This window comes from Silicimonas lutimaris (assembly GCF_047314965.1).
Taxonomy (GTDB): domain Bacteria; phylum Pseudomonadota; class Alphaproteobacteria; order Rhodobacterales; family Rhodobacteraceae; genus JAVJUV01.
The window spans coordinates 14,491-33,413 of the sequence record NZ_JBLBVK010000034.1 but is presented as its reverse complement, the minus strand read 5'-3'; the positions used below and the strand labels follow the sequence as shown (position 1 = coordinate 33,413).

The 18,923-nt window shown below is 62.8% G+C and carries 18 protein-coding genes; 10 read left to right on the top strand and 8 right to left on the bottom strand.

Annotation, left to right across the window (positions count from 1 at the left end; all coding sequences use genetic code 11):
• Positions 1–95: 95 nt before the first annotated feature.
• Positions 96–1,046, top strand: coding sequence for a 1-phosphofructokinase family hexose kinase (locus tag ACKLNI_RS03180; protein WP_413717562.1), 951 nt, complete (start codon positions 96–98; stop codon positions 1,044–1,046).
• 75 nt (positions 1,047–1,121) lie between these two features.
• Here ACKLNI_RS03180 and wrbA read toward each other — a convergent pair whose 3' ends face one another.
• The 3 genes from wrbA to ACKLNI_RS03165 all read right to left on the bottom strand — a co-directional run bounded on the left by wrbA (position 1,122) and on the right by ACKLNI_RS03165 (position 4,232).
• Positions 1,122–1,739 carry an NAD(P)H:quinone oxidoreductase gene (wrbA, locus tag ACKLNI_RS03175; protein ID WP_413717561.1) on the bottom strand — a complete coding sequence of 206 codons (618 nt, stop codon included), beginning with the start codon at positions 1,737–1,739 and terminating at the stop codon, positions 1,122–1,124.
• Between the two features lie 199 nt (positions 1,740–1,938).
• Complete coding sequence (locus ACKLNI_RS03170; RefSeq protein WP_413717560.1) at positions 1,939–2,544, bottom strand: hypothetical protein; 606 nt, start codon at positions 2,542–2,544, stop codon at positions 1,939–1,941.
• Between the two features lie 29 nt (positions 2,545–2,573).
• Positions 2,574–4,232 (bottom strand): NAD+ synthase, encoded by a 1,659-nt coding sequence (locus ACKLNI_RS03165; RefSeq protein ID WP_413717559.1) that lies wholly within the window; start codon positions 4,230–4,232, stop codon positions 2,574–2,576.
• A gap of 160 nt (positions 4,233–4,392) precedes the next feature.
• On the opposite strand from ACKLNI_RS03165, the gene ACKLNI_RS03160 reads away from it, so the two are divergent.
• On the top strand, positions 4,393–5,820 hold the full coding sequence (locus tag ACKLNI_RS03160; protein ID WP_413717558.1) for an MORN repeat-containing protein: 1,428 nt from the start codon (positions 4,393–4,395) through the stop codon (positions 5,818–5,820).
• A gap of 204 nt (positions 5,821–6,024) precedes the next feature.
• Here ACKLNI_RS03160 and ACKLNI_RS03155 read toward each other — a convergent pair whose 3' ends face one another.
• Positions 6,025–6,222: a hypothetical protein gene (locus ACKLNI_RS03155; protein WP_413717557.1), complete on the bottom strand. Its 198-nt coding sequence runs from the start codon at positions 6,220–6,222 to the stop codon at positions 6,025–6,027.
• A gap of 167 nt (positions 6,223–6,389) precedes the next feature.
• Between ACKLNI_RS03155 and ACKLNI_RS03150 the strand changes: the two genes are divergently transcribed.
• The gene (locus ACKLNI_RS03150) at positions 6,390–6,599 is read left to right on the top strand and encodes a hypothetical protein (protein ID WP_413717556.1); all 210 of its coding nucleotides are present in this window, start codon (positions 6,390–6,392) and stop codon (positions 6,597–6,599) included.
• Positions 6,600–6,725: 126 nt separating this feature from the next.
• The gene (locus tag ACKLNI_RS03145) at positions 6,726–7,103 is read left to right on the top strand and encodes a hypothetical protein (protein ID WP_413717555.1); all 378 of its coding nucleotides are present in this window, start codon (positions 6,726–6,728) and stop codon (positions 7,101–7,103) included.
• Positions 7,104–7,401: 298 nt separating this feature from the next.
• Here the strand turns inward: ACKLNI_RS03145 and ACKLNI_RS03140 are convergent, their stop codons facing one another.
• Both ACKLNI_RS03140 and ACKLNI_RS03135 read right to left on the bottom strand, forming a co-directional pair.
• Positions 7,402–8,913, bottom strand: coding sequence for a cryptochrome/photolyase family protein (locus ACKLNI_RS03140; protein ID WP_413717563.1), 1,512 nt, complete (start codon positions 8,911–8,913; stop codon positions 7,402–7,404).
• On the bottom strand, positions 8,907–9,572 hold the full coding sequence (locus ACKLNI_RS03135) for an SDR family NAD(P)-dependent oxidoreductase (protein WP_413717554.1): 666 nt from the start codon (positions 9,570–9,572) through the stop codon (positions 8,907–8,909). Before ACKLNI_RS03135 ends, ACKLNI_RS03140 begins: the two co-directional genes overlap by 7 nt.
• 61 nt (positions 9,573–9,633) lie before the next feature.
• Between ACKLNI_RS03135 and ACKLNI_RS03130 the strand changes: the two genes are divergently transcribed.
• Positions 9,634–10,404: a hypothetical protein gene (locus ACKLNI_RS03130; RefSeq protein WP_413717553.1), complete on the top strand. Its 771-nt coding sequence runs from the start codon at positions 9,634–9,636 to the stop codon at positions 10,402–10,404.
• Here ACKLNI_RS03130 and ACKLNI_RS03125 read toward each other — a convergent pair.
• Together ACKLNI_RS03125 and ACKLNI_RS03120 are read right to left on the bottom strand one after the other, a co-directional pair.
• Positions 10,401–11,159 carry a hypothetical protein gene (locus tag ACKLNI_RS03125; RefSeq protein WP_413717551.1) on the bottom strand — a complete coding sequence of 253 codons (759 nt, stop codon included), beginning with the start codon at positions 11,157–11,159 and terminating at the stop codon, positions 10,401–10,403. The genes ACKLNI_RS03130 and ACKLNI_RS03125 overlap by 4 nt on opposite strands.
• A gap of 93 nt (positions 11,160–11,252) precedes the next feature.
• Positions 11,253–11,939 (bottom strand): SDR family oxidoreductase, encoded by a 687-nt coding sequence (locus ACKLNI_RS03120; protein WP_413717549.1) that lies wholly within the window; start codon positions 11,937–11,939, stop codon positions 11,253–11,255.
• A 75-nt stretch (positions 11,940–12,014) separates the two neighbouring features.
• On the opposite strand from ACKLNI_RS03120, the gene ACKLNI_RS03115 reads away from it, so the two are divergent.
• The 5 genes from ACKLNI_RS03115 to ACKLNI_RS03095 all read left to right on the top strand — a co-directional run bounded on the left by ACKLNI_RS03115 (position 12,015) and on the right by ACKLNI_RS03095 (position 18,759).
• Entirely contained in the window at positions 12,015–14,000 is a 1,986-nt protein-coding gene (locus tag ACKLNI_RS03115) for a CocE/NonD family hydrolase (RefSeq protein WP_488199635.1), read from the top strand.
• Positions 14,001–14,107: 107 nt separating this feature from the next.
• Complete coding sequence (locus tag ACKLNI_RS03110; protein WP_413717547.1) at positions 14,108–15,088, top strand: succinylglutamate desuccinylase/aspartoacylase domain-containing protein; 981 nt, start codon at positions 14,108–14,110, stop codon at positions 15,086–15,088.
• 143 nt (positions 15,089–15,231) lie between these two features.
• Entirely contained in the window at positions 15,232–16,212 is a 981-nt protein-coding gene (locus ACKLNI_RS03105) for an ABC transporter permease (protein WP_413717545.1), read from the top strand.
• A complete protein-coding gene (locus ACKLNI_RS03100; RefSeq protein ID WP_413717544.1) occupies positions 16,209–17,129 on the top strand; it encodes an ABC transporter permease in 921 nt (306 codons plus the stop codon). Before ACKLNI_RS03105 ends, ACKLNI_RS03100 begins: the two co-directional genes overlap by 4 nt.
• Positions 17,119–18,759, top strand: coding sequence for an ABC transporter ATP-binding protein (locus tag ACKLNI_RS03095; RefSeq protein ID WP_413717543.1), 1,641 nt, complete (start codon positions 17,119–17,121; stop codon positions 18,757–18,759). The genes ACKLNI_RS03100 and ACKLNI_RS03095 overlap by 11 nt, the downstream gene beginning before the upstream one ends.
• The last annotated feature ends 164 nt before the right edge of the window (positions 18,760–18,923 follow it).

Sequence of the window (18,923 nt, the reverse complement as noted above, 5' to 3'; positions counted from 1 at the left end):
CCCCACCAGTCGTCGCCGAAGGCGTCGAAACCCCCTTGCGCTGATGGCGCTAACAGTTCATGGTCCCCGGCTCAGGAAGACCGGAGGAAATCGCGATGAAATCGCACATCCTGACCATCACGCTGAACCCCACGGTGGACTTCTGCACCTCGGCGCCCGAGGTCGTGCCGGGACCGAAACTGCGCTGCACCGAACCGCAGATCGATCCGGGCGGCGGCGGGATCAATGTGGCACGGGCCGTGAAGCTCCTGGGTGGCCAGGCCACGGCGCTGGTGGCGATCGGTGGCGCGACAGGCGCGCATCTGCTGCAACTTCTCGCCCTCGAAGGCGTGCCGACCGTTGCCTTCCAGGGCCCGGGCGAAACCCGCCAGTCAATGAGCGTGATCGACCAGAAATCGGGCGAGCAGTACCGGTTCGTGATGCCGGGGCCGGTCTGGCAGGACCATGACGTCCCGCGCGCGCTGAACTCGGTCGACCAGGCGACGGGCGAGGACACGCTCGTGGTGCTATCCGGCAGCCAGCCGCCCGGTGTGGCGAAGGACTTTCCGTCGATCCTGGCGGATCACGTCGGCGATCGGCAGGCCCGGCTGATCGTGGACACCTCTGGTCCTGCGCTCTTTCATCTCGTCGAAGAACCGCGCGAGGCGCTGCACGTCCTCAGGATGGACGGACCCGAAGGCGAGGAACTGGCGGGACGCGCGCTGCCATCGCGCGAGGACACCGCCGAGTTCGCGCAGGATCTCGTGAGAAAGGGAGTGGCCAAGACGATCATTGTCGCCCGGGGCGCCGACGGATCGGTTCTGGCCACGGCGGACGGAGCCTGGCACTCGGTCAACCCGCCGGTACCGGTCGTCTCGAAGGTTGGTGCGGGCGACAGTTTTGTCGGCGCCTTCACGCTGGCCATGGCGGGAGCGGAACCCGTGGAAGAATGCCTGCGCTGGGGCGTCGCGGCGGCAAGTGCGGCGGTGATGTCGGATGCGACGCGGCTATGCGACCGCAAGATCACCGAGGAGCTCCTTGGGCAGTGCACGGTGACACGCCTGTAAGGCAGTCCTTGCCGATCCGGAATGAAAAGCGCTCCCGGACATCCGGGAGCGCTTCTCCGTTTCAGGGATGGACGGTCAGGCGGCCTGGCGCTGCTCGGCCCGGCCGGCGACGATGCGCCGGGTCATCTCGACCAAACGCTCGGACTGGTGACGGACGGCGGCGCGTCCCTTGTCGTCGAACTGGCCTGCGGTCGCGGAATAGCCATAGGGATTGCCTCCCGCCTCGAAGAGCACCTGGTTCGTATAGCCGGGCGGAACGGAAACCGCGCCCCAATGGGCGGCCGTGATGTAGAGGCCCTGAAGCGTGGTCTCCTGCCCGCCATGGGGGTTCTGGGCACTGGTGGTCGCCGTGAAGGTCTTGTCGGCGAGGCCACCTTTCATCCAGAGCGGCCCCAACGTGTCGATGAAGGCGCGCATCTGGCTGGCGACGGTGCCGTAGCGGGTCGGCGCCGAGAAGAAATAGCCATCGGCCCACTCCATGTCCTCGACAGTGACTTCGGGAATGTCCTGCATGGACTCGAGCTGGTGCTTCCAGGCGTCCTGGCCTTCCACGACCTCTTTGGGAGCGGTTTCGCGGATGCGGCGCAGACGGACTTCCGCGCCTGCGGCCTCGGCGGCTTCGGCGGCGACCTGGGCCATCTGATGGTTGGTTCCGTATGTCGAATAGTAAACGATTGCGATCTTGGGTGTCATCGGGTCCCTCCTGTAACAACCTGTTGTTCAACTATTGTTTTCAGGCAGGACTTCGATCCGGCGAAAGCGCACAACACCCGTTCATCGATGCACGGGTGGCTGTCGGGGCTCCGTGCGAACCAAGGCAAGCAAGGCGGCCGCGAGAATAACGGCGAGCGACAATTTGCGGCCGTGAGGCCGGGACGGGTCGAAAGTCACGTCATTCATCGGAAGCCTTGGGACCCGAAACGGTCCAGGTCGTGACGGTCTTGACGATGTACTCGCGCCAGGATGCCTTTTCGATCCGAAACCCGGAGTTTTCGCCGGAAGCGATGAAGCGGGCAACGAAGTCATCCTGTCCAAGACTTGATAGAGAAGCCGGCAGTGTCACAGTTCGCGGCACCAGGATTTTGGCCGCATCTTCCCGCGTTGACGCCTGGATAAGGCCCGCGTTCACTGCCGCCGGATGAGACAGCCGAAATCCGAGATGCGCGCCGGCGCGCGGCGCGACGACCAGTTTCATCTCTTCGACGTCTGCCCAGGCGATTTCCCAGGTCCTTTCCCGTCCGAAGATCGTGCGAAGCCTGACCGAAAAACCGCCCGGCCGGAACGTCACCCAAAGCCCGCGCCACGTGGGCTTGAACCAGAGCCAGATCCCCAGGCCGGCAAGCGCCATCCCGATCACGAGAAAAACGATGGGAAAGAGGAACGGGAACAGCCCGTAGTCAACGGCGCCATCCCGGATGAATATCGAGAGGACGTCGATGCCCGCATAGAGCGGGAAGATTGCAATCAGCAGCGAAGCCCCAGCGCCGATCCTGTTCAATGTCTGCGCCGGTCCTATCGGCTAGGGGATCACGACGGGTCGCGCCAGCGGTTCACGATCGGATAGCGCCGGTCGAGCCAGAACGAACGCTTGGTCAGGCGAGGACCTGGAGCGGACTGGAAGCGCTTGTATTCGGCAATGTAGATCAGGTGTTCGACCTTCTTGACCACGGCGCGATCAAAACCCATGGCAACGACCTCGGCCACGGATTTCTCGTGGTCGATCAAGGCTTCGAGGATCACGTCGAGATCGGCGTACTCCGGGAGCGAGTCGCTGTCCTTCTGGTCTTCGCGCAGTTCCGCGGTGGGGGGTTTGTCGATGACGCGGGGCGGGATCACCTCGCCCGCAGGTCCCATCATCCAGTCGCGGTGGTTCGTGTTGCGCCAGCGGCAGGTCTCGAAGACCCGCATCTTGTAGAGATCCTTGATCGGGTTATAGCCGCCCGCCATGTCGCCGTAGATCGTGGCATAGCCGACGGCCACCTCGGACTTGTTACCGGTGGTCAGGAGCATCTCGCCGAACTTGTTCGAGATCGCCATCAGGGTCACGCCGCGGAGGCGGGACTGGATGTTTTCCTCCGTCAGGTCCGGTTTCGTGCCGGAGAAGACCTCGGCCAGCGCGCCGTTGACCGCCTCGACCGGGGCCTTGATCGAGATCGTGTCGAGACGGGTGCCAAGGCGGCGGGCCACCTCGCCCGCGTCGTCGAGCGAGGCCTGGCTCGTGTATTTCGACGGCAGCATGACGCAGCGCACGTTCTCGGGGCCGATGGCGTCGGCGGCGATGGTGGCCACGATCGCGCTGTCGATGCCGCCCGAAAGGCCGAGCAGGACCTTCCGGAAGCCGGTCTTTCGGAGATAATCACGCAAGGCGGTGACCATCACGCGGTAGTCCTGTTCCCATTCGTCGGGGAAGGCGGCGATCTCGCCCGGAACGGCGACCCAGCCCGTGTCGGTTTCCTCGAAATCGACGTGGGTGATCGCCTCTTCGAACAGCGGCAGGTGCACGGCCATCTTGCCGTGCGGATTCAGCACGAACGAACCGCCGTCGAAGACCTGATCGTCCTGACCGCCGATCATGTTGAGGTAGATCAGCGGCAGGCCTGTTTCGACGACGCGGGCAACCATCTGGTTCACGCGGGTGTCGTACTTGTTCCGGTAGTAGGGCGATCCGTTCGGGACGAGCAGGATTTCGGCTCCGGACTCGGCCAGCGCCTCGGGCACCTCCTCGTGCCAGGCGTCTTCGCAGATCGGCGTGCCGATGCGGATGACGCCAAGATCATAAGGGCCGCCAATGGGGCCGGGTTCATAAAGACGGACCTCGTCGAAGACGGTCTCGTTCGGCAGTTCGTGCTTGAGAACCTGGCGGACAAGACGTCCGCCCTTGAGGACGTGATAGGCGTTGTAGAGCTTGCCGCCCTGAAGTAGCGGGCCGCCGATGCCGAGGGCCGGGCCGTCGGCGCAGTCCTTCATCAGTTGCTCGACATGGGACATCGCGTCACGGGTGAAGGCGGGCTTCATCACCAAATCCTGGGTCTGGTAGCCGGTGATGAACATCTCGGGCAGCGCCACGAAATCGGCGCCCGCGGCGCGGCCCTCGTCCCAAGCCCGTTTCGCCAGCGCGGCATTGCCCGCAAGGTCGCCGACCGTCGGGTTCATCTGCGCGAGCGTGATGCGGAAGCGGTTCGTCATGCGCGTCTCCTTGTCCACGGTCGTCTTAGCAGAGATCGGCCCGAGGAAAAGACCCCGGGGAAAAGCGTTGCGGGGGGTGGATGGCTCTACTAGATTTCAGAGGCACAAGAAGGAGCGAAGACCGTTGGCGTTTTCGACAGGGAGACATGGTGGATATCGCATGAGAGGTTTCGGAGCAGGCACACTGGCCATTCTGGCGCTGACAGCAACGGCAGCGCTGGCGCAGGACGGGCAGGTCGTCACGAAACAGTATGACGATGGCGGCGTGTATGAAGGCACGTTCAAGGACGGCAAGCAGCACGGGACCGGCACCTACCGCCTGCCAAACGGCTATGTCTACGAAGGAGAGTGGGTCGACGGCGAGATTCGCGGACAGGGGCGCGCCGAGTTTCCGAACGGTTCTGTTTATGAAGGCGCGTTCGTCGCGGGCAAGCCCGAGGGCGTCGGCAAGATCACCTTTGCCGACGGCGGCACCTACGAGGGCGAATGGCTGGATGGAAAGATCAACGGCCAGGGCACAGCGACCTATGCGAATGGCGTGAAGTACACGGGTGGATTCGAAGAGGCCTTGCATCACGGCCAGGGCCGGATGGAGAGCCCGAACGGATATATCTACGAAGGCGCCTGGGTACGAGGCATCAAGGAAGGTGAGGGCACGATCACCTATCCCGACGGCGCGGTCTACTCCGGCACTCTGGTGCGAGGCGTGCGCGAGGGAACCGGCACCCTGACGATGCCGGACGGTCTGGTCTATGAGGGGGATTGGTCTCAGGGCCAGATCCACGGGACCGGCAAGCTGACACAACCGAACGGCGACATCTATGAAGGCGCTCTGGAAAACGGGAAGCGCCAGGGCATGGGCAAGGTAACCTACGCCAGGATCGTCGACGGCCAGATCAGCTATGAAAACACCGACGTGTACGAAGGCGAGTTCGCCAATGACCAGCGTCACGGACAGGGCACCTTCACCGGGGCAGATGGCTATGTCTACACCGGGTCGTGGGTGAACGGATCGATCGAAGGCGAAGGCCAGGTCACCTATCCCGACGGTTCGGTCTATACCGGCACGTTCAAGAACGATCTGGCCGACGGGTCCGGCAAGATCGTCTATCCCGATGGCAATACGTATGAAGGTCAGTGGGTCGCCGGCGTGATCGAAGGCACCGGCGTGGCGACGTATTCAAACGGCCTTGTCTACGAGGGCGAGTTCAAGAACGCCAAGATGGACGGCCAGGGCAAGATGACCTTTGCCGACGGCTATACCTATGAAGGCGGCTGGAAAGCCGGTCAGCGCGACGGCGAGGGTGTCGCCCGGTACTCGGACGGCACCGTCTATGAGGGCGGCTTCGTTGCGGGGCAGCGCGAGGGACAGGGCAAGATCACCATGGCCGACGGCTTTACCTATACCGGAGAATGGAAAGCCGGAGAGATCAACGGCGAGGGAGTCGCCACCTATGCCAACGGCGATGTCTATGAGGGCACCTTCGTGCGCGGGAAGCGGCAGGGTGAAGGAACTATCCGGTACGCATCTGGCGAGGAAAGAACCGGGACCTGGGCCGATGGAGTTCTGACAACACCATCGGAATAGTGAACAATCCGAGTTATTCGGCGGTTTCGTTTCCAAGCCCTTCGAAAGTTTAAGAAAAATACTACCTTTGAGGCATCGAATCGCCGCAATTCGCCTCTAGGTTGATACTTGCTCGGAGGGGATGCTGAGTTAGAGGTTGTGTACCATGAACAAAGAATTGAAGACACGTATCGCAAAGGCAGCCAAGCTGTTCCGTTACATCAATTACGTGGCGGTTTCTCTGAAACCAGAAAGCTTCAAATCCTGGATGGAAAAGGGCGCGCCAAAGCCGTTCGCAAAGCCGAAACGGCACTTCGACACGACGACCAAATCTGAAATTCTGCGGGTGTTCTCGCGCAATTTCAGGGTCCAGACGCGTTGCGTTCTGGATACCAGGCAGCGCGCATTGAGCAGGTCGGGCATTTAAGCCCGGCCTCTCGATAAAACCAGTTCGGCGTCATATTGTCGAAAGCGAAACACTCCGTTCGGGATCGAGTGGTTGCAACTGTTAAAGTTAAGGGCGATTTTGTTTATGTGAAATCCACCCAAAGTTGCGTTCGCGCGTTTACGAGTAAGAGAGTTTGCACGATATGTTCGTCATCAGATCCGATGCGCTTCAGAAGCGCTCAAAGGTCTTTCGCTACATATACTTCCTGATCAGCGGTTTCCGCTTCTGCTCGCCCTCCAACTGGGTCCGCGACGGTGAGCCGAACCCGTTTGTGCGGGCCCTGCCGCGCAACCGCATAACCCATCAGCAGGAAATAGAGGACATTTTCGAGGACTCACTCGGGCGCCGTTAAATCACGGCGGCGCCGAACCCGGCGCGGGGCCTCGCTGAACCGTGAGGCCCCGCGCCACTCACTCCTCGGTCCGTCGCGCCGGTTTCGAAATTTACAATTCCAACCGAAGGCGATTGATCTGCGAAAATGCAGGCGGATCATTCGGCCGTTATCTCGGAACGGACCATCAGCCTCGAGAAAGCGCTGCGTCGCGAAAAGGCGCTGGCCGAAGTGCCGCGCATCATCAGTCGCTCGCAGGGCGACATCGACGCGGTGCTGACCGCCTTGCGCTCGGCATCGCTCAGCCCGTCCCACGCTCCCTTTGAAACGCCCAGAACATATGGAGCTCTCAGCCACCGGGGAGAGGTAAGAGGGGTATTGGGTCACTTCCTGCAGCGAAATCGCATGCGCGAACAGCGCGGGAGAAACGGCGCAATCGACGACGCCGGCCAGCGGAACTCCGTATATATCGTCTTTCCGACGATCTGCGCCGAAACACTCAGCCTGGTGAAGGTTTCGGCCTGATCATTGCTCCAGACACGCAGTTTCCTGGCTTTGAGATCCGCAAGCGTACGGACCGGATCTTCGCGACAGAAGAACGAAGCTTTCAGAAACAGCAGCGCCATGAAACCGGTCGGGACGATGGCCGACCAAAATGCTCGAGCATCATTTCCCCCCGGCTTCGCTGAATTCCAGTCGCAAGCCAGTATCGCAGCAATGGTTGGAAACTCGTTCAACACCAGACGTTAGGTACACCAGCCGCTTTGCGCTCCAACTCACGATACGTCCACCAGCAGCCCTGGGTCCGGTTTTGATAACCAGACTACAGACCCGCCAGAAACGTATCGGCCTCTTGCAGGATCGTCTCACGCTTGCCCGCATCCATCCGGTCCCAGGTGCGATACATCTGAGCCATGCGGGGGTTTTTCTCGAAGCGGTCGCGGTGGCGGTCCAGGAAGCTCCAGTAGAGCAGGTTGAAGGGACAGGCCCCCTGCCCTGTCTTGGTGGTGACCGAGTAGGCGCAGCCGCCGCAATAGTCGGACATCTTGTTGATGTAGTTGCCGGACGAGACATAGGGCTTGGAGCCCACGATGCCGCCGTCGGCGAACTGGCTCATGCCGATGACGTTGGGCGCTTCGACCCATTCGTAGGCGTCGGCGTAGACGGCGAGGTACCATTCGTGGACCTCGTGCGGGTCGATGCCCGCCAGGAGCGCGAAGTTGCCGGTAACCATGAGGCGCTGGATGTGGTGGGCGTAGGCCTCGTCGCGTGTCTGCTCGACGGTTTTTGCGATGCAGCGCATGTCCGTCTTCGCGGTCCAGAAGAAGTCGGGGAGTTTCCTCCGGTGGTTCAGCACGTTCCGCCGCGTGTAGCCGGGGCCTTCGCGGAAGTAGATGCCGCGCATGTACTCGCGCCAGCCGATGATCTGGCGGATGAAGCCTTCGACGGCATTCAGGGGCGCATGTCCTGACCTGTAAGCCTCCTCGGCGGCCCGGCAGATCTCAAGCGGGTCGAGGAGGCCGGCGTTCAGGTACATCGAGATGACCGAATGCCAGAGGAAGCGGTTGTCGGACAGCATGGCGTCTTGGTAGTCGCCGAATTTCGGCAGGCCGCCCCTGATCCAGTGGGCGAGCGCCTGTTTCGCCTGACCCGGCTCGACCGCGAACCAGAAGGGGCGGAGCGTGCCGAAGTTGTCGGGGAAGTGCGCCTCGACGAGGGTCAGCACCTCTTCGGTGGTGGTGTCCGGGGTGAAGTGCATCGGGCCTGAGAAATCGACGTCGCCGGGGGCGGCTTTCCGATTGTCGTGGTCGAAGTTCCACTTGCCGCCCTCTGGCGCGTCTCCGTCCATCAGAAGACCGGTCTTGCGGCGCATCTCGCGGTAGAACCACTCCATGCGCAGTTCCCTGCGCCCCTCGGCCCAACGGTCGAAGTCGGCATGGGAGGCGATGAAGCGGTCGTCTTCCAGCTGGGTCACGTCGAGCGGCGTTTCGTCGAGCGCTTCGATCAGACGCCATTCGCCCGGACGGGTTGCCAGTACTTTCGTTGCCCCGTGTCGGTCGGCAGCGGCGAGAAGGGCGGCAGGGATGCTTTGGTGCGGCTGGTCGGCGTCGAGTTTCGTGTAGTCGACCGTCCAGCCGTCCTGTTCGAGACGCGCCGCGAAGTGGCGCATGGCGGCGAAGCAGAAGGCGATCTTCTTCGGGTGGTGGCGGACATAGGCGGCTTCGTCGGCGACCTCGGCCATGACCACGACATACCTGGCCTTGTCGGCCTGGCGAAGGGCAGCGACGGTTTCGGTCAACTGGTCGCCGAGCACGAGGATGAGGCGCGTCACCAGGGGATTTCCCTGCCGGCATAATCGAAGAAGCCGCCGGTCTGTGCGGGGGTCAGAGACTCGATCACGTTGACGAGGTTCGCCGCGGCCTGCGGCGCCGGAACGGTCTTGTGGCGGCCCGCGTATTTCGCGGTGAAGGGGGTCTCGACCGTACCAGGGTGAAGGCAGACCGCGATGGCCTGCTTGTGGCTGCGCTTCAGCTCGATCGACGCGCCGTGGATCAGCTGGTTGAGCGCAGCCTTGGCGGTGCGGTAGCTGTGCCAGCCGCCGATGGCGTTGTCGCCGATGGAGCCGACGCGGGCGGAGAGGGCGGCGAAGACTGCGCGGCTGTCCCTGGGCAGCAGCGGAAGCGCGTGTTTCAGGACCATCATGGGGCCGAGAGCGTTGACGCGGAACTGGGCCAGAAGCGCCTCGGGGGTTACCTCGCGGATCGCTTTTTCGGGGGTGTGCCCGCCGATTTCGAGAGCGCCCGTCGCGACGAAAACCAGGTCGTAAGGCGCGGAAAGTGCCCCCAGCGCCCGCGCAACGCTGGTCTCGTCGGTCACATCTAGCCCATCGCACGAACGCGACAGGCCGTCCACGACCACGCCGCGCGCTCCGAGTTCAGAAACGATTGCCGATCCGATGCCGCCCGAGGCGCCGATCACGAGTGCGCGTTCCATGTCCTTCTCCTTTGACTTGGCGTGACGTAGCGCCATCATTCCGGGTGACGAGGGAGACAGAATGACACGCGCTTTCCTGACCTGGCTTTGCCTTGCCGCCGCCCCGGCTCCGACCGCCGCCCTTGAGCTGACAATGACCGGCAGTTACTTCCTCAACCGCCCCGCCAGCCTGGACTATGACCCGACGTTCTGCGGGCTGTGGATCGCGAACGAGGGGCCGGAGGTGATCCTGGTAACGCTGGAGGGGGACGAACTGCGGCGTCTGCGCAGCGACCTTTCGCGCATCAAGGCTATCACGGTCGAGGGTAACGACCTGCTTGTCGCGGACGGCATGGGCGCGTTCCAGAGGATCAGCAAGAACGGAGATATCCTGGGGGTCCCGTTCCGTGTTTCGGATGGCTGGGCCGATACGGAGGGCATCGTCATCGGGGAGAATGGTGAAATCATATCGGTCGAGGACGATCCGGAACGCCTGACCTGGTTTTCGCCCGATGGCGAGGTGATCCGGCGCATAAATACTTTGGAACTGACACCGCCTCTCTACGAGGCACAGGGGATCGCGCGGGATCCGCGCACGGGGCATCTTCTGATCGTGGACGACCTGGAAGGCACAAACAGCCTTTATGAGTTCGATGCCGAAGGGCGGCTTCTGTCGGTGGCAGGTCTGACGCAATACGGGATCGATCCGGAAGGCATCGCGATCCGCCCCGGTTCGGGGCAGATGTTCATCGCCTTCGACCAGGGTGCGCGGATTGTCTCGTTCGACTATATGCCGACGCTGCCTGAAGGCGCCGAAGCGTTGCCGCCCGGCGCCGACTGCATGATGTTCTAGGGCAACGAAACCTTGCGGATGTAGACCGGGATCATCGTGATCGCCTGAATGTCCTGTGTGCCGTCAAGAAGCGAGGGAACGCTGGCTTCGAACGCGATCTCTCCGTCGAGAGGACGTCCGAGGCCGGTGCTCATGGCCAGATCGGCCAGTTGATCGTAGCGGTAGATACGGTGGAAATCCGGGGTTTCAGCGGAATAGGGCATCGCCTCGCCCGACGACCAGCCGGGACGTCCCTGGCGGTAGTCCAGCTCCAACGACATACGGTCTCCGTTCTCGGCCTCGACCACCCAGGTTTCGGTCCGCTCGCGCGGGCTGTCACCGCTTCCGGAGAGCGCGGAAACCCTGCTGATCTCCGCGGCGACGGCGTTGCCGTAGACCGCTACGACCGGCGGTGTCTCGTAGGTGCGAAGCACGAACATGCGCGGCCCCTTCGTTTCGGGCGAGACGCCATAGGCCACAAGCGCCGCGTAGCGGCTGGCATAGGGATCGATCGGGTTGCCGTCGGGATCAAGGCCGAGATGCCGGTCGGACAGAAGAACGAGCAGGTTCGCGCCGGCGAACGGTCCCTGCGGCAGGGTCAGTCCGCGCCATCCCTCGGGCATGAGCGCTGTCACCGCCGCGTCGTCGGCCTTGAGAGCCAGGACCAAACGGCTTTCCACGTTTGAGCCGACAGGTGTTTCCGCAGAAGCCGGCTGAGAAAGCGTGATGGAACCGGCCGCAGCCATAAGTGTCAGGCATTTGACAATGAATTTCATGATCTCCTCCCCCCAAGATGACATCTTCAAACGAGGACAAGGCTAGGCCCGCGGGACATTCACGCATTGACATGCATCAATGGGGTCGAGCGCTCACTCCAGCCAGATCATCTTGTGCGTCATGCCCCCGTCGACGGTGATCGTCTGGCCGGTCACGAATCCGGACGTGGCCAGATAGAGCACGGTATCGGCGATATCGTCGACCGTTCCGATGCGCCCGGCGGGATGCTGGGCGTGGTCGGCGGGCCGGAAACTTCCGCCGTGAGCGTTGATCCAGCCTGGGGCGATGCAATTGGCGCGAATGCCGGGGCCCAAACTGACGGCGAGAGCATGGGTGAGGCCGACAAGCCCCGACTTGGAGGCGGCATAAGCCTCGGAGTGCGGCTCCGACTGGAACGCCCGCGTGGACGAGATGTTTACGATGCTGCCCTTCGCCTTCCGCAGGTACGGCACGGCGGCACGGGTCATCAGGAATGCACCGGTCAGATTGGTACCGATCCAGCGGTTCCAATCGTCGAGCGACAGGTCCTCGACGAGCCCGGTGTAGGGATGCGCAATGCCCGCGTTATTCACAAGGAGATCGAGGCCGGGCGCCAAACGTTCGGAGAGGGCGTCAAACGCGGCGGCGACGGAGGCTTCGTCCGAGACATCGCAGAAGATAACACCCTCGCCCTCGCGGACGTCGAGCCGGGTGACATCCCAGCCCTCGGAGACAAGACGGTCGGCGATGCCCTGCCCGATCCCCTGTGCTGCTCCCGTGATGATTGCGCGTCTGCTCATGCTTCCAGAGTACCCCCGCTGGCGGCGGGTGCAATTCCTTATGGTCAGGTTGAAATTTCCGTGTCTAATGGCGCCATGGAGACCCGTACGAATTTCCCGCGCAAGGTCGTCGAATGGCCCGATGTCCGCATCCCTATGCCGGATGGCGTCGAGCTTTCCGCGCGCATCTGGCTGCCAGAAGACGCAGACGACAGCCCTGTGCCGGCCATCCTCGAACACCTGCCCTATCGCAAGCGGGACGGAACGATTGCGCGGGATCAGCTGACGCATCCCTATTTCGCCGGGCACGGCTATGCCTGCATCCGGGTCGACATGCGCGGCAATGGCGACAGCCAGGGCCTGATGCATGACGAATACGAGCAGCAGGAATGGGACGACGCGATCGCGGTGATGGAATGGGTCGCGGCACAACCATGGTCGACCGGCAGCTGGGGCATGATGGGGATCAGCTGGGGCGGCTTCAATGGGCTGCAGGTCGCCGCGCTCAGGCCCGAAGGACTGAAGGCGGTGATCTCGCTCTGCTCGACCACGGACCGCTATGCGGACGACATCCATTACAAGGGCGGCTGCATGCTGGGCGAAAACCTCGGATGGGCGGCACAGATGCTGGCCTACTCGTCTCGCCCGCCCGACCCCGAGGTCGTAGGTGACGCCTGGCGCGAGATGTGGCTGGAGCGGCTGGAGGCTCAGCCCTTCCTGCTGGAGACCTGGCTGGCGCACCAGCGGCGTGACGATTACTGGAAGCACGGGTCGGTCTGCGAGGACTGGAGCGCGATCGAGGTGCCCGTACTGGCGGTCGGCGGATGGCACGACGGGTACCGCAACACGCCGGCGGCGCTGGTCGAGGGGTTGAAGGCGCCGGTCAAAGCCATCGTCGGCCCGTGGATTCACAAGTACCCCCACTATGCCAAGCCGGAACCCGCAATCGGCTTCCTGCAGGAGGCTCTGCGCTGGTGGGATCACTGGCTGAAGGGCATCGACACGGGCGTCGAGGGCGAGAGCGATCAGCGCCTTTGGCTGATGGACTCGATTTCACCCGAGCGCTGGGTCGACGAACGGCCCGGTCGGTGGATCGCGGTCGACGGTCCGGTTGAACAGCAGGGGCTGTACCTTGGCGAGCGCGGACTTGTGACCAGCCAGTTGCCGTTCGAACGCGATATCGCCTCGCCTCAGATTTGCGGCGATGGGGGCGGCGAGTATTTCCCCTTCGCTTTCGGCCCGGAACTTCCGGGCGATCAGACAGCAGACGACGCGATGTCGGCCTGCTTCGACGGAAGCGAAATGGGGCGGGATACCGATATCGTGGGTGCGCCTTCAGTCCAGCTAACGATCACTCCGAAAGGGCGGTCGGGACAACTGGCGGTGCGGCTCTGCGACCTGAGGCCCGATGGCACCTCGGCCCTGATCAGCCATGGATTTCTGAACCTGCGCCACCATCTGTCGCACGAGACGCCCGAGGATCTGGAACCGGGACAGCCGATCGAGGTCATGATCACGCTGGACCGCTGCGCCTATCGCCTGCCGCAGGGACACCGGCTGCGCGTGGCGGTCTCGACGGCGTATTGGCCGTTCATCTGGCCCGACGCCGAGGCGGCGGGTGTGACGATCACAGGCGGCCTGATTGCGCTGCCCATCCGGCCAACCGCGATGAGCGACGAGACGGCTTTCGCGTCACCCGAAGGTGCGCCGAAGTGGGACGCCGAACAGGTCCGCGCGCCCGGCATGACCCGGAACATACAGGAGAGCCATGACGGCACACGCACGATTCGTATCGACGTCGATGACGGCGCGCACCAGGACCGTGCGCACGGACTGACGACGGGCTCGACCTGCCGCGAGGACTGGCAGATCAGACCGGATGACCCGCTGTCCGCATCGGGCAACATACGGTGGGTTACCACGCTGGAACGCGGTGAGTGGAGCGTGACAACCGAGTGTCGGGCCTGGCTGACGGCAACGGCGACGCATTGGCACCCCCGCGCCCGAATATCTGCGTGGGAAGGTGATAAGCTGGTCTTCGAAAAGACGTTCGCAACGGACAAGCCAAGGGACGGGATCTGAGTTCCGGCGCACAGGCTCAGTGAAGACCGCGCACGGGCCGGCGTCCTCCCGGAAACCGGCAATGAAATCCGCTCGCCAGCATCGGTGTGACGCTTTAGCCTCGTAGCATGGAGATAACGCAGGCCACGCTTGAGTCGGACACACCGGGGCAGAGTTTCTCGCTTCGCATCTACCGGTTTCGCGGCACGGGAAGCGGCCCGAGCGTGTACATGCAAGCTGCTCTGCACGCCCACGAAATTCCAGGCATGGTTGCGTTGGACAGGCTCATCCCCCGACTCGAGAAGGCCGAGAAGGACGGCCGCCTGCTCTCGGACATCACGCTTGTTCCCCATGCGAACCCCGTAGGCCTTGCACAGGCGCTGAACGGGGAAACACTGGGACGCTTCGATTTCAATTCAAGGGTCAATTTCAACCGATCCTTCCCGTCCGGGCCACCTGAAAGCCGCGTCGGACGGGCGGCTGACGACCGGCTGAAGGCCATGTTGCTGTCCATGGCGACAGCAGCTGATACGGTTCTCGATCTGCACTGTGACGACGAGGGCCCGGTCTATCTTTATGTCGCCGAGCAACGTCTGGACGAGGGCAAGCGCCTGGCGCGGTGCGTCGAGGCCGAGGTTATCCTGTTCGACAGCGGCGATCACTCCGTCTCGTTCGACACGGAAGTCGCCGCGCGCTGGAAATCCCAGAATCGTCCGAACGACATGCGCTTTGCCACGACGATCGAATACCGCGGAATGCGGGATGTGAGCCACGAGTTCGCCGAGAACGATGCAACAGGCCTTTACCGATATCTTTGCGAAATCGGCGCGGTCGGTGACAGCATGCCGCCTTCGGACACAAGCGAACCCGTGACAGGTCACGCCGACGAAGCCGAGCTTCTTTCGACGCCGGTCCCGGGAGCGGTTCTATACGATGTGACTGTCGGCGAGCGGGTTGTGGCAGGACAGCGCCTGGCCGTCATCCAGCCAGAACCCGGTTCGGAGCCCTTCGACCTGCGCGCCCCGTTCGATGGCCTTGTCATGACCCGTCGCAACCTGCGCTTCATCAGGCGCGGCGATTACGTCTTGAAAGTCCTGCGAACCGGCTGAGCGCACTTGCGCCCGTTCCTTGCAGGTCAAGCAAGCTCAATCCCTTCCGGCACCTATCCGACAAGACGGTTGCTTTCGCGGCTTTGCTTGGCCTAGGCTTGTGAAAAGCGCCGGCAAGGCGCGGGGGACACGGGGAGATCGACTTGCATCCGATCCTATCGACGGTGCTGCAGCGATTGGGGCTGGGCTTCCTGACGCTCTTTTTCGTGTCGATCATCATTTTCTCGTCGATCGAGTTTCTGCCCGGCGACTTCACCGAGGCCGTTCTTGGACAGACGGCGACGGAAGAGACCGTCGCGGCCTTCCGCAGGGAACTCGGCCTCGATAAACCGGCCTATGTCCGATATTTCGACTGGATCGGTTCCGTTGCGACCGGAGATCTCGGACAGTCGTTCTCGGGACGCGCGTCCTCGGGCGTGGACCGCTCCCGCTCCGTTGCGGAACTGGTGGGACCAAGACTCGCCAATACACTTTTCCTGGCGGCGATGACTGCGATCATCGCGGTTCCCCTGGCCCTGACACTGGGCATCACGGCGGCGCTCTATCGCAACTCGATCTATGACCGAAGCGTCAACGCGGTAACGCTGTCGACGATCTCGATGCCAGAATTCCTGGTCGCATACCTGCTGATCCTCATCCTCGCGTCGCTGAACCCGATCTTCCCCTCCCTTGCCAACGTGACGGCGGACACGCCGTTCTGGGAACGGGTCTACAAATGCTCCCTGCCCGCCTTGACCCTAACGCTGGTGATCGTGGCGCACATGATGCGGATGACCCGCGCGGCTATCATCAACCTGCTCGCGTCGCCCTATATCGAGATGGCGCGCCTGAAGGGGCTGTCACCGGCGACTGTGATCCTGAAGCACGCCCTGCCCAACGCCTGGGCTCCGATCGCAAACGTCATCGCCTTCAATCTGGCCTATCTGGTTGTCGGCGTCGTCGTGGTTGAAGTGGTCTTCGTCTATCCGGGCATCGGGCAGTTGATGGTGGATGCCGTGACCACGCGAGACATTCCCGTGGTGCAGGCCTGCGCGCTGATCTTCGCGGCGACCTACATCATCCTGAACCTGATCGCGGACATCATCTCGATCGTCACAAACCCAAGGCTTCTGCACCCGAGATGAGCGACGCACCCGAGACATACTCCGCAAAGGACGAGGTCGGCCAGATACGGGCCCGGCGCACGCGCTGGCAACGTGCCAAGATCGAACTGAAGAAAGCGCCGATGACCGCCTGGTTCGGGATGATCGTGATCGCGCTTTATGTCTTCGTCGCGCTCTTCGCCCCCTGGCTGGCACCCTATGCCGAGGCAGACAGCTCGTTCGGCGCCTATCTGCCCTGGGGTGACGGGCATGTGTTCGGGACCGACCAGATCGGGCGGGACATCTTCAGCCGCCTGATCTACGGCGCACGGAACACGATGGGCATCGCTTTCGTCACAACAATCCTTGCCTTCGTCATCGGCGGCGGTCTTGGCCTTGTCGCCGCGATCAGCCGGGGCTGGGCCGACCAGATCATCAGCCGCGCGGTGGACGTCCTGATGGCGATCCCGTCGCTGATCTTCGCGCTGATGCTCTTGTCAATCTTCGGCTCGTCGATCCCCTCGCTGATCTTCATCATCGCGGTCCTCGACTCGACGCGGGTCTTCCGCCTGACGCGGGCGGTCGCGATGAACGTCGTGGTAATGGAATATGTCGAGGCCGCGCGGTTGCGCGGAGAGGGTCTTGCCTGGGTCATGCGCCGCGAAATCCTGCCCAATATCATGCCGCCCCTGGTTGCGGAATTCGGGCTGCGGTTCTGTTTCGTGTTCCTGACCATCGCCGCACTGTCCTTTCTTGGCGTCGGCATCCAGCCGCCCACGGCGGACTGGGGTTCAATGGTTCGGGACAACGCCTCGCTGATCCAGTTCGCGCAATACGATCTGAAGGCGGGGATCACGCCGCTGTTGCCGGCGGGCGCGATCGCACTCCTGACCGTCGCGGTCAACTTCGTGGTCGACTGGTTCCTTATGAAGACGAGCGGGTTGCGCGATGAGCAGTAACAAAGGCGATCTCCTTCTTCACATGAAGAACATCGTGATCGACGGCTACTCGGACGAGAAGTGGCATCCGATCGTAAAGGGCGTGGACCTGACCCTGAAGAGGGGCGAGGTTCTGGGTCTGATCGGGGAGTCCGGCGCTGGCAAGTCCACGCTGGGACTGGCGGCCATGGGCTTTGCGCGTCCGGGATGCCGCCTGACGAGCGGCGAGATCTGGTTCGACGGCCGAGACCTTATGAAGGTGTCCGAAACCGAGAAGCAGGCCCTGCGCGGCGCGCGCATAGCCTATGTGGCGCAGTCCGCCGCGGCGGCGTTCAACCCGGCGCACCGGTTGATCGACCAGACCATCGAGGCCAGCCTGCGCCACGGGGTGAAGGACGAAAAGGATGCCGAGGCGGACGCCCGCGCCCTCTATGCTGCGATGGACCTGCCCGACCCCGACCATATCGGCGAGCGCTACCCGCACCAGGTCTCGGGCGGGCAGTTGCAGCGCGCGATGACAGCGATGGCGATGAGCGCCCGACCCGACCTGATCATCTTCGATGAACCGACAACGGCACTGGACGTGACCACGCAGGTCAACGTCCTCGCGGCGATGAAGCGGGCGGTGGAAGAATTCAACACCGCTGCGATCTACATCACCCACGACCTGGCGGTCGTCGCGCAAATGGCCGACCGCATCAAGGTTCTGCGCTATGGCGAGGAGGTCGAAGAGGCCGAGACTCGCGAGATGCTGTCGAACCCGAAGCACCCCTATACAAAGTCGCTTTGGGCGGTGCGTTCGATCGAGAAGCCGGCCGAGACGAGCGACGATCATATCCTTCGGATCGAGAACGTGACTGCGGCCTACGGGACGGTGCCGGTTCTGCACAACGTCTCGATCAGCGTTCCGCGCGGGAAGACCGTTGCGGTCGTCGGCGAGTCGGGCTCCGGCAAATCGACGACGGCGCGGGTGGTGACGGGGCTTCTTCCGCCTTCGAAAGGCCGGGTCACGTTCAACGGCGATCCCCTGTCTCCCGATCTGAAATCACGGACCAAGGACCAGTTGCGACGGATCCAGATGATCTACCAGATGGCCGATACGGCGATGAACCCGCGCCACACCGTGCGCGAGATCATCGGGCGTCCGGCGGAGTTCTATCACGGGCTGCGGGGGCGGAAGCTGGACGAACGCGTGGCCGAACTTCTGCACCAGATCGAACTGGACGAAAGTTTCATGGACCGGCTTCCCGGAGAACTGTCGGGAGGGCAGAAACAGCGCATCTGCATCGCACGCGCTCTGGCCGCCGAACCGGAGCTGATCATCTGCGACGAGGTCACCAGCGCGCTGGACCAGGTTGTGCAGGAAGGCATCCTGAAGCTGCTCTTGCGGCTGCAGGCCGAGTTGGGCGTCAGCTACATCTTCATCACTCACGATATCGCGACCGTGGAGGCGATCGCAGACGAGATTGTCGTGATGTGGAAGGGTGCCGTGGTGGAACAGGGGATAAAGAACGAGATCCTCGAACCGCCATATCCGGAATATACCGAACTTCTCCTGTCATCCGTGCCGACGATGGACCCCGGCTGGCTGGCAGGCGCGGTCAAGGCACGGCAAGCGCTGGACGTTGCGGACAAGGTCGGAGAGACCTGAGACAAGAACCTTCCAGTCGGCTCAACACCCCGGATACAAACAGAACCTGGTAAACTCTCTTGGCAGGTTCGCGCCGAAACCTGTGTCAAATTGGAAACAATAAGCGTCCAGAAACGCCACCGACAGCCATTCTGGAACAGACAGCCCCAAAATGGTCTCAAATC

Excerpts from the sequence above, each read along its gene's own strand:
- ACKLNI_RS03180 (WP_413717562.1), top strand. The coding sequence starts at position 96 with ATGAAATCGCACATCCTGACCATCACGCTGAACCCCACGGTGGACTTC.
- wrbA (WP_413717561.1), bottom strand. The coding sequence starts at position 1,739 with ATGACACCCAAGATCGCAATCGTTTACTATTCGACATACGGAACCAAC.
- ACKLNI_RS03165 (WP_413717559.1), bottom strand. The coding sequence starts at position 4,232 with ATGACGAACCGCTTCCGCATCACGCTCGCGCAGATGAACCCGACGGTC.
- ACKLNI_RS03160 (WP_413717558.1), top strand. The coding sequence starts at position 4,393 with ATGAGAGGTTTCGGAGCAGGCACACTGGCCATTCTGGCGCTGACAGCA.
- ACKLNI_RS03155 (WP_413717557.1), bottom strand. The coding sequence starts at position 6,222 with ATGCCCGACCTGCTCAATGCGCGCTGCCTGGTATCCAGAACGCAACGC.
- ACKLNI_RS03150 (WP_413717556.1), top strand. The coding sequence starts at position 6,390 with ATGTTCGTCATCAGATCCGATGCGCTTCAGAAGCGCTCAAAGGTCTTT.
- ACKLNI_RS03145 (WP_413717555.1), top strand. The coding sequence starts at position 6,726 with ATGCAGGCGGATCATTCGGCCGTTATCTCGGAACGGACCATCAGCCTC.
- ACKLNI_RS03135 (WP_413717554.1), bottom strand. The coding sequence starts at position 9,572 with ATGGAACGCGCACTCGTGATCGGCGCCTCGGGCGGCATCGGATCGGCA.
- ACKLNI_RS03130 (WP_413717553.1), top strand. The coding sequence starts at position 9,634 with ATGACACGCGCTTTCCTGACCTGGCTTTGCCTTGCCGCCGCCCCGGCT.
- ACKLNI_RS03125 (WP_413717551.1), bottom strand. The coding sequence starts at position 11,159 with ATGAAATTCATTGTCAAATGCCTGACACTTATGGCTGCGGCCGGTTCC.
- ACKLNI_RS03120 (WP_413717549.1), bottom strand. The coding sequence starts at position 11,939 with ATGAGCAGACGCGCAATCATCACGGGAGCAGCACAGGGGATCGGGCAG.
- ACKLNI_RS03115 (WP_488199635.1), top strand. The coding sequence starts at position 12,015 with ATGGAGACCCGTACGAATTTCCCGCGCAAGGTCGTCGAATGGCCCGAT.
- ACKLNI_RS03110 (WP_413717547.1), top strand. The coding sequence starts at position 14,108 with ATGGAGATAACGCAGGCCACGCTTGAGTCGGACACACCGGGGCAGAGT.
- ACKLNI_RS03100 (WP_413717544.1), top strand. The coding sequence starts at position 16,209 with ATGAGCGACGCACCCGAGACATACTCCGCAAAGGACGAGGTCGGCCAG.
- ACKLNI_RS03095 (WP_413717543.1), top strand. The coding sequence starts at position 17,119 with ATGAGCAGTAACAAAGGCGATCTCCTTCTTCACATGAAGAACATCGTG.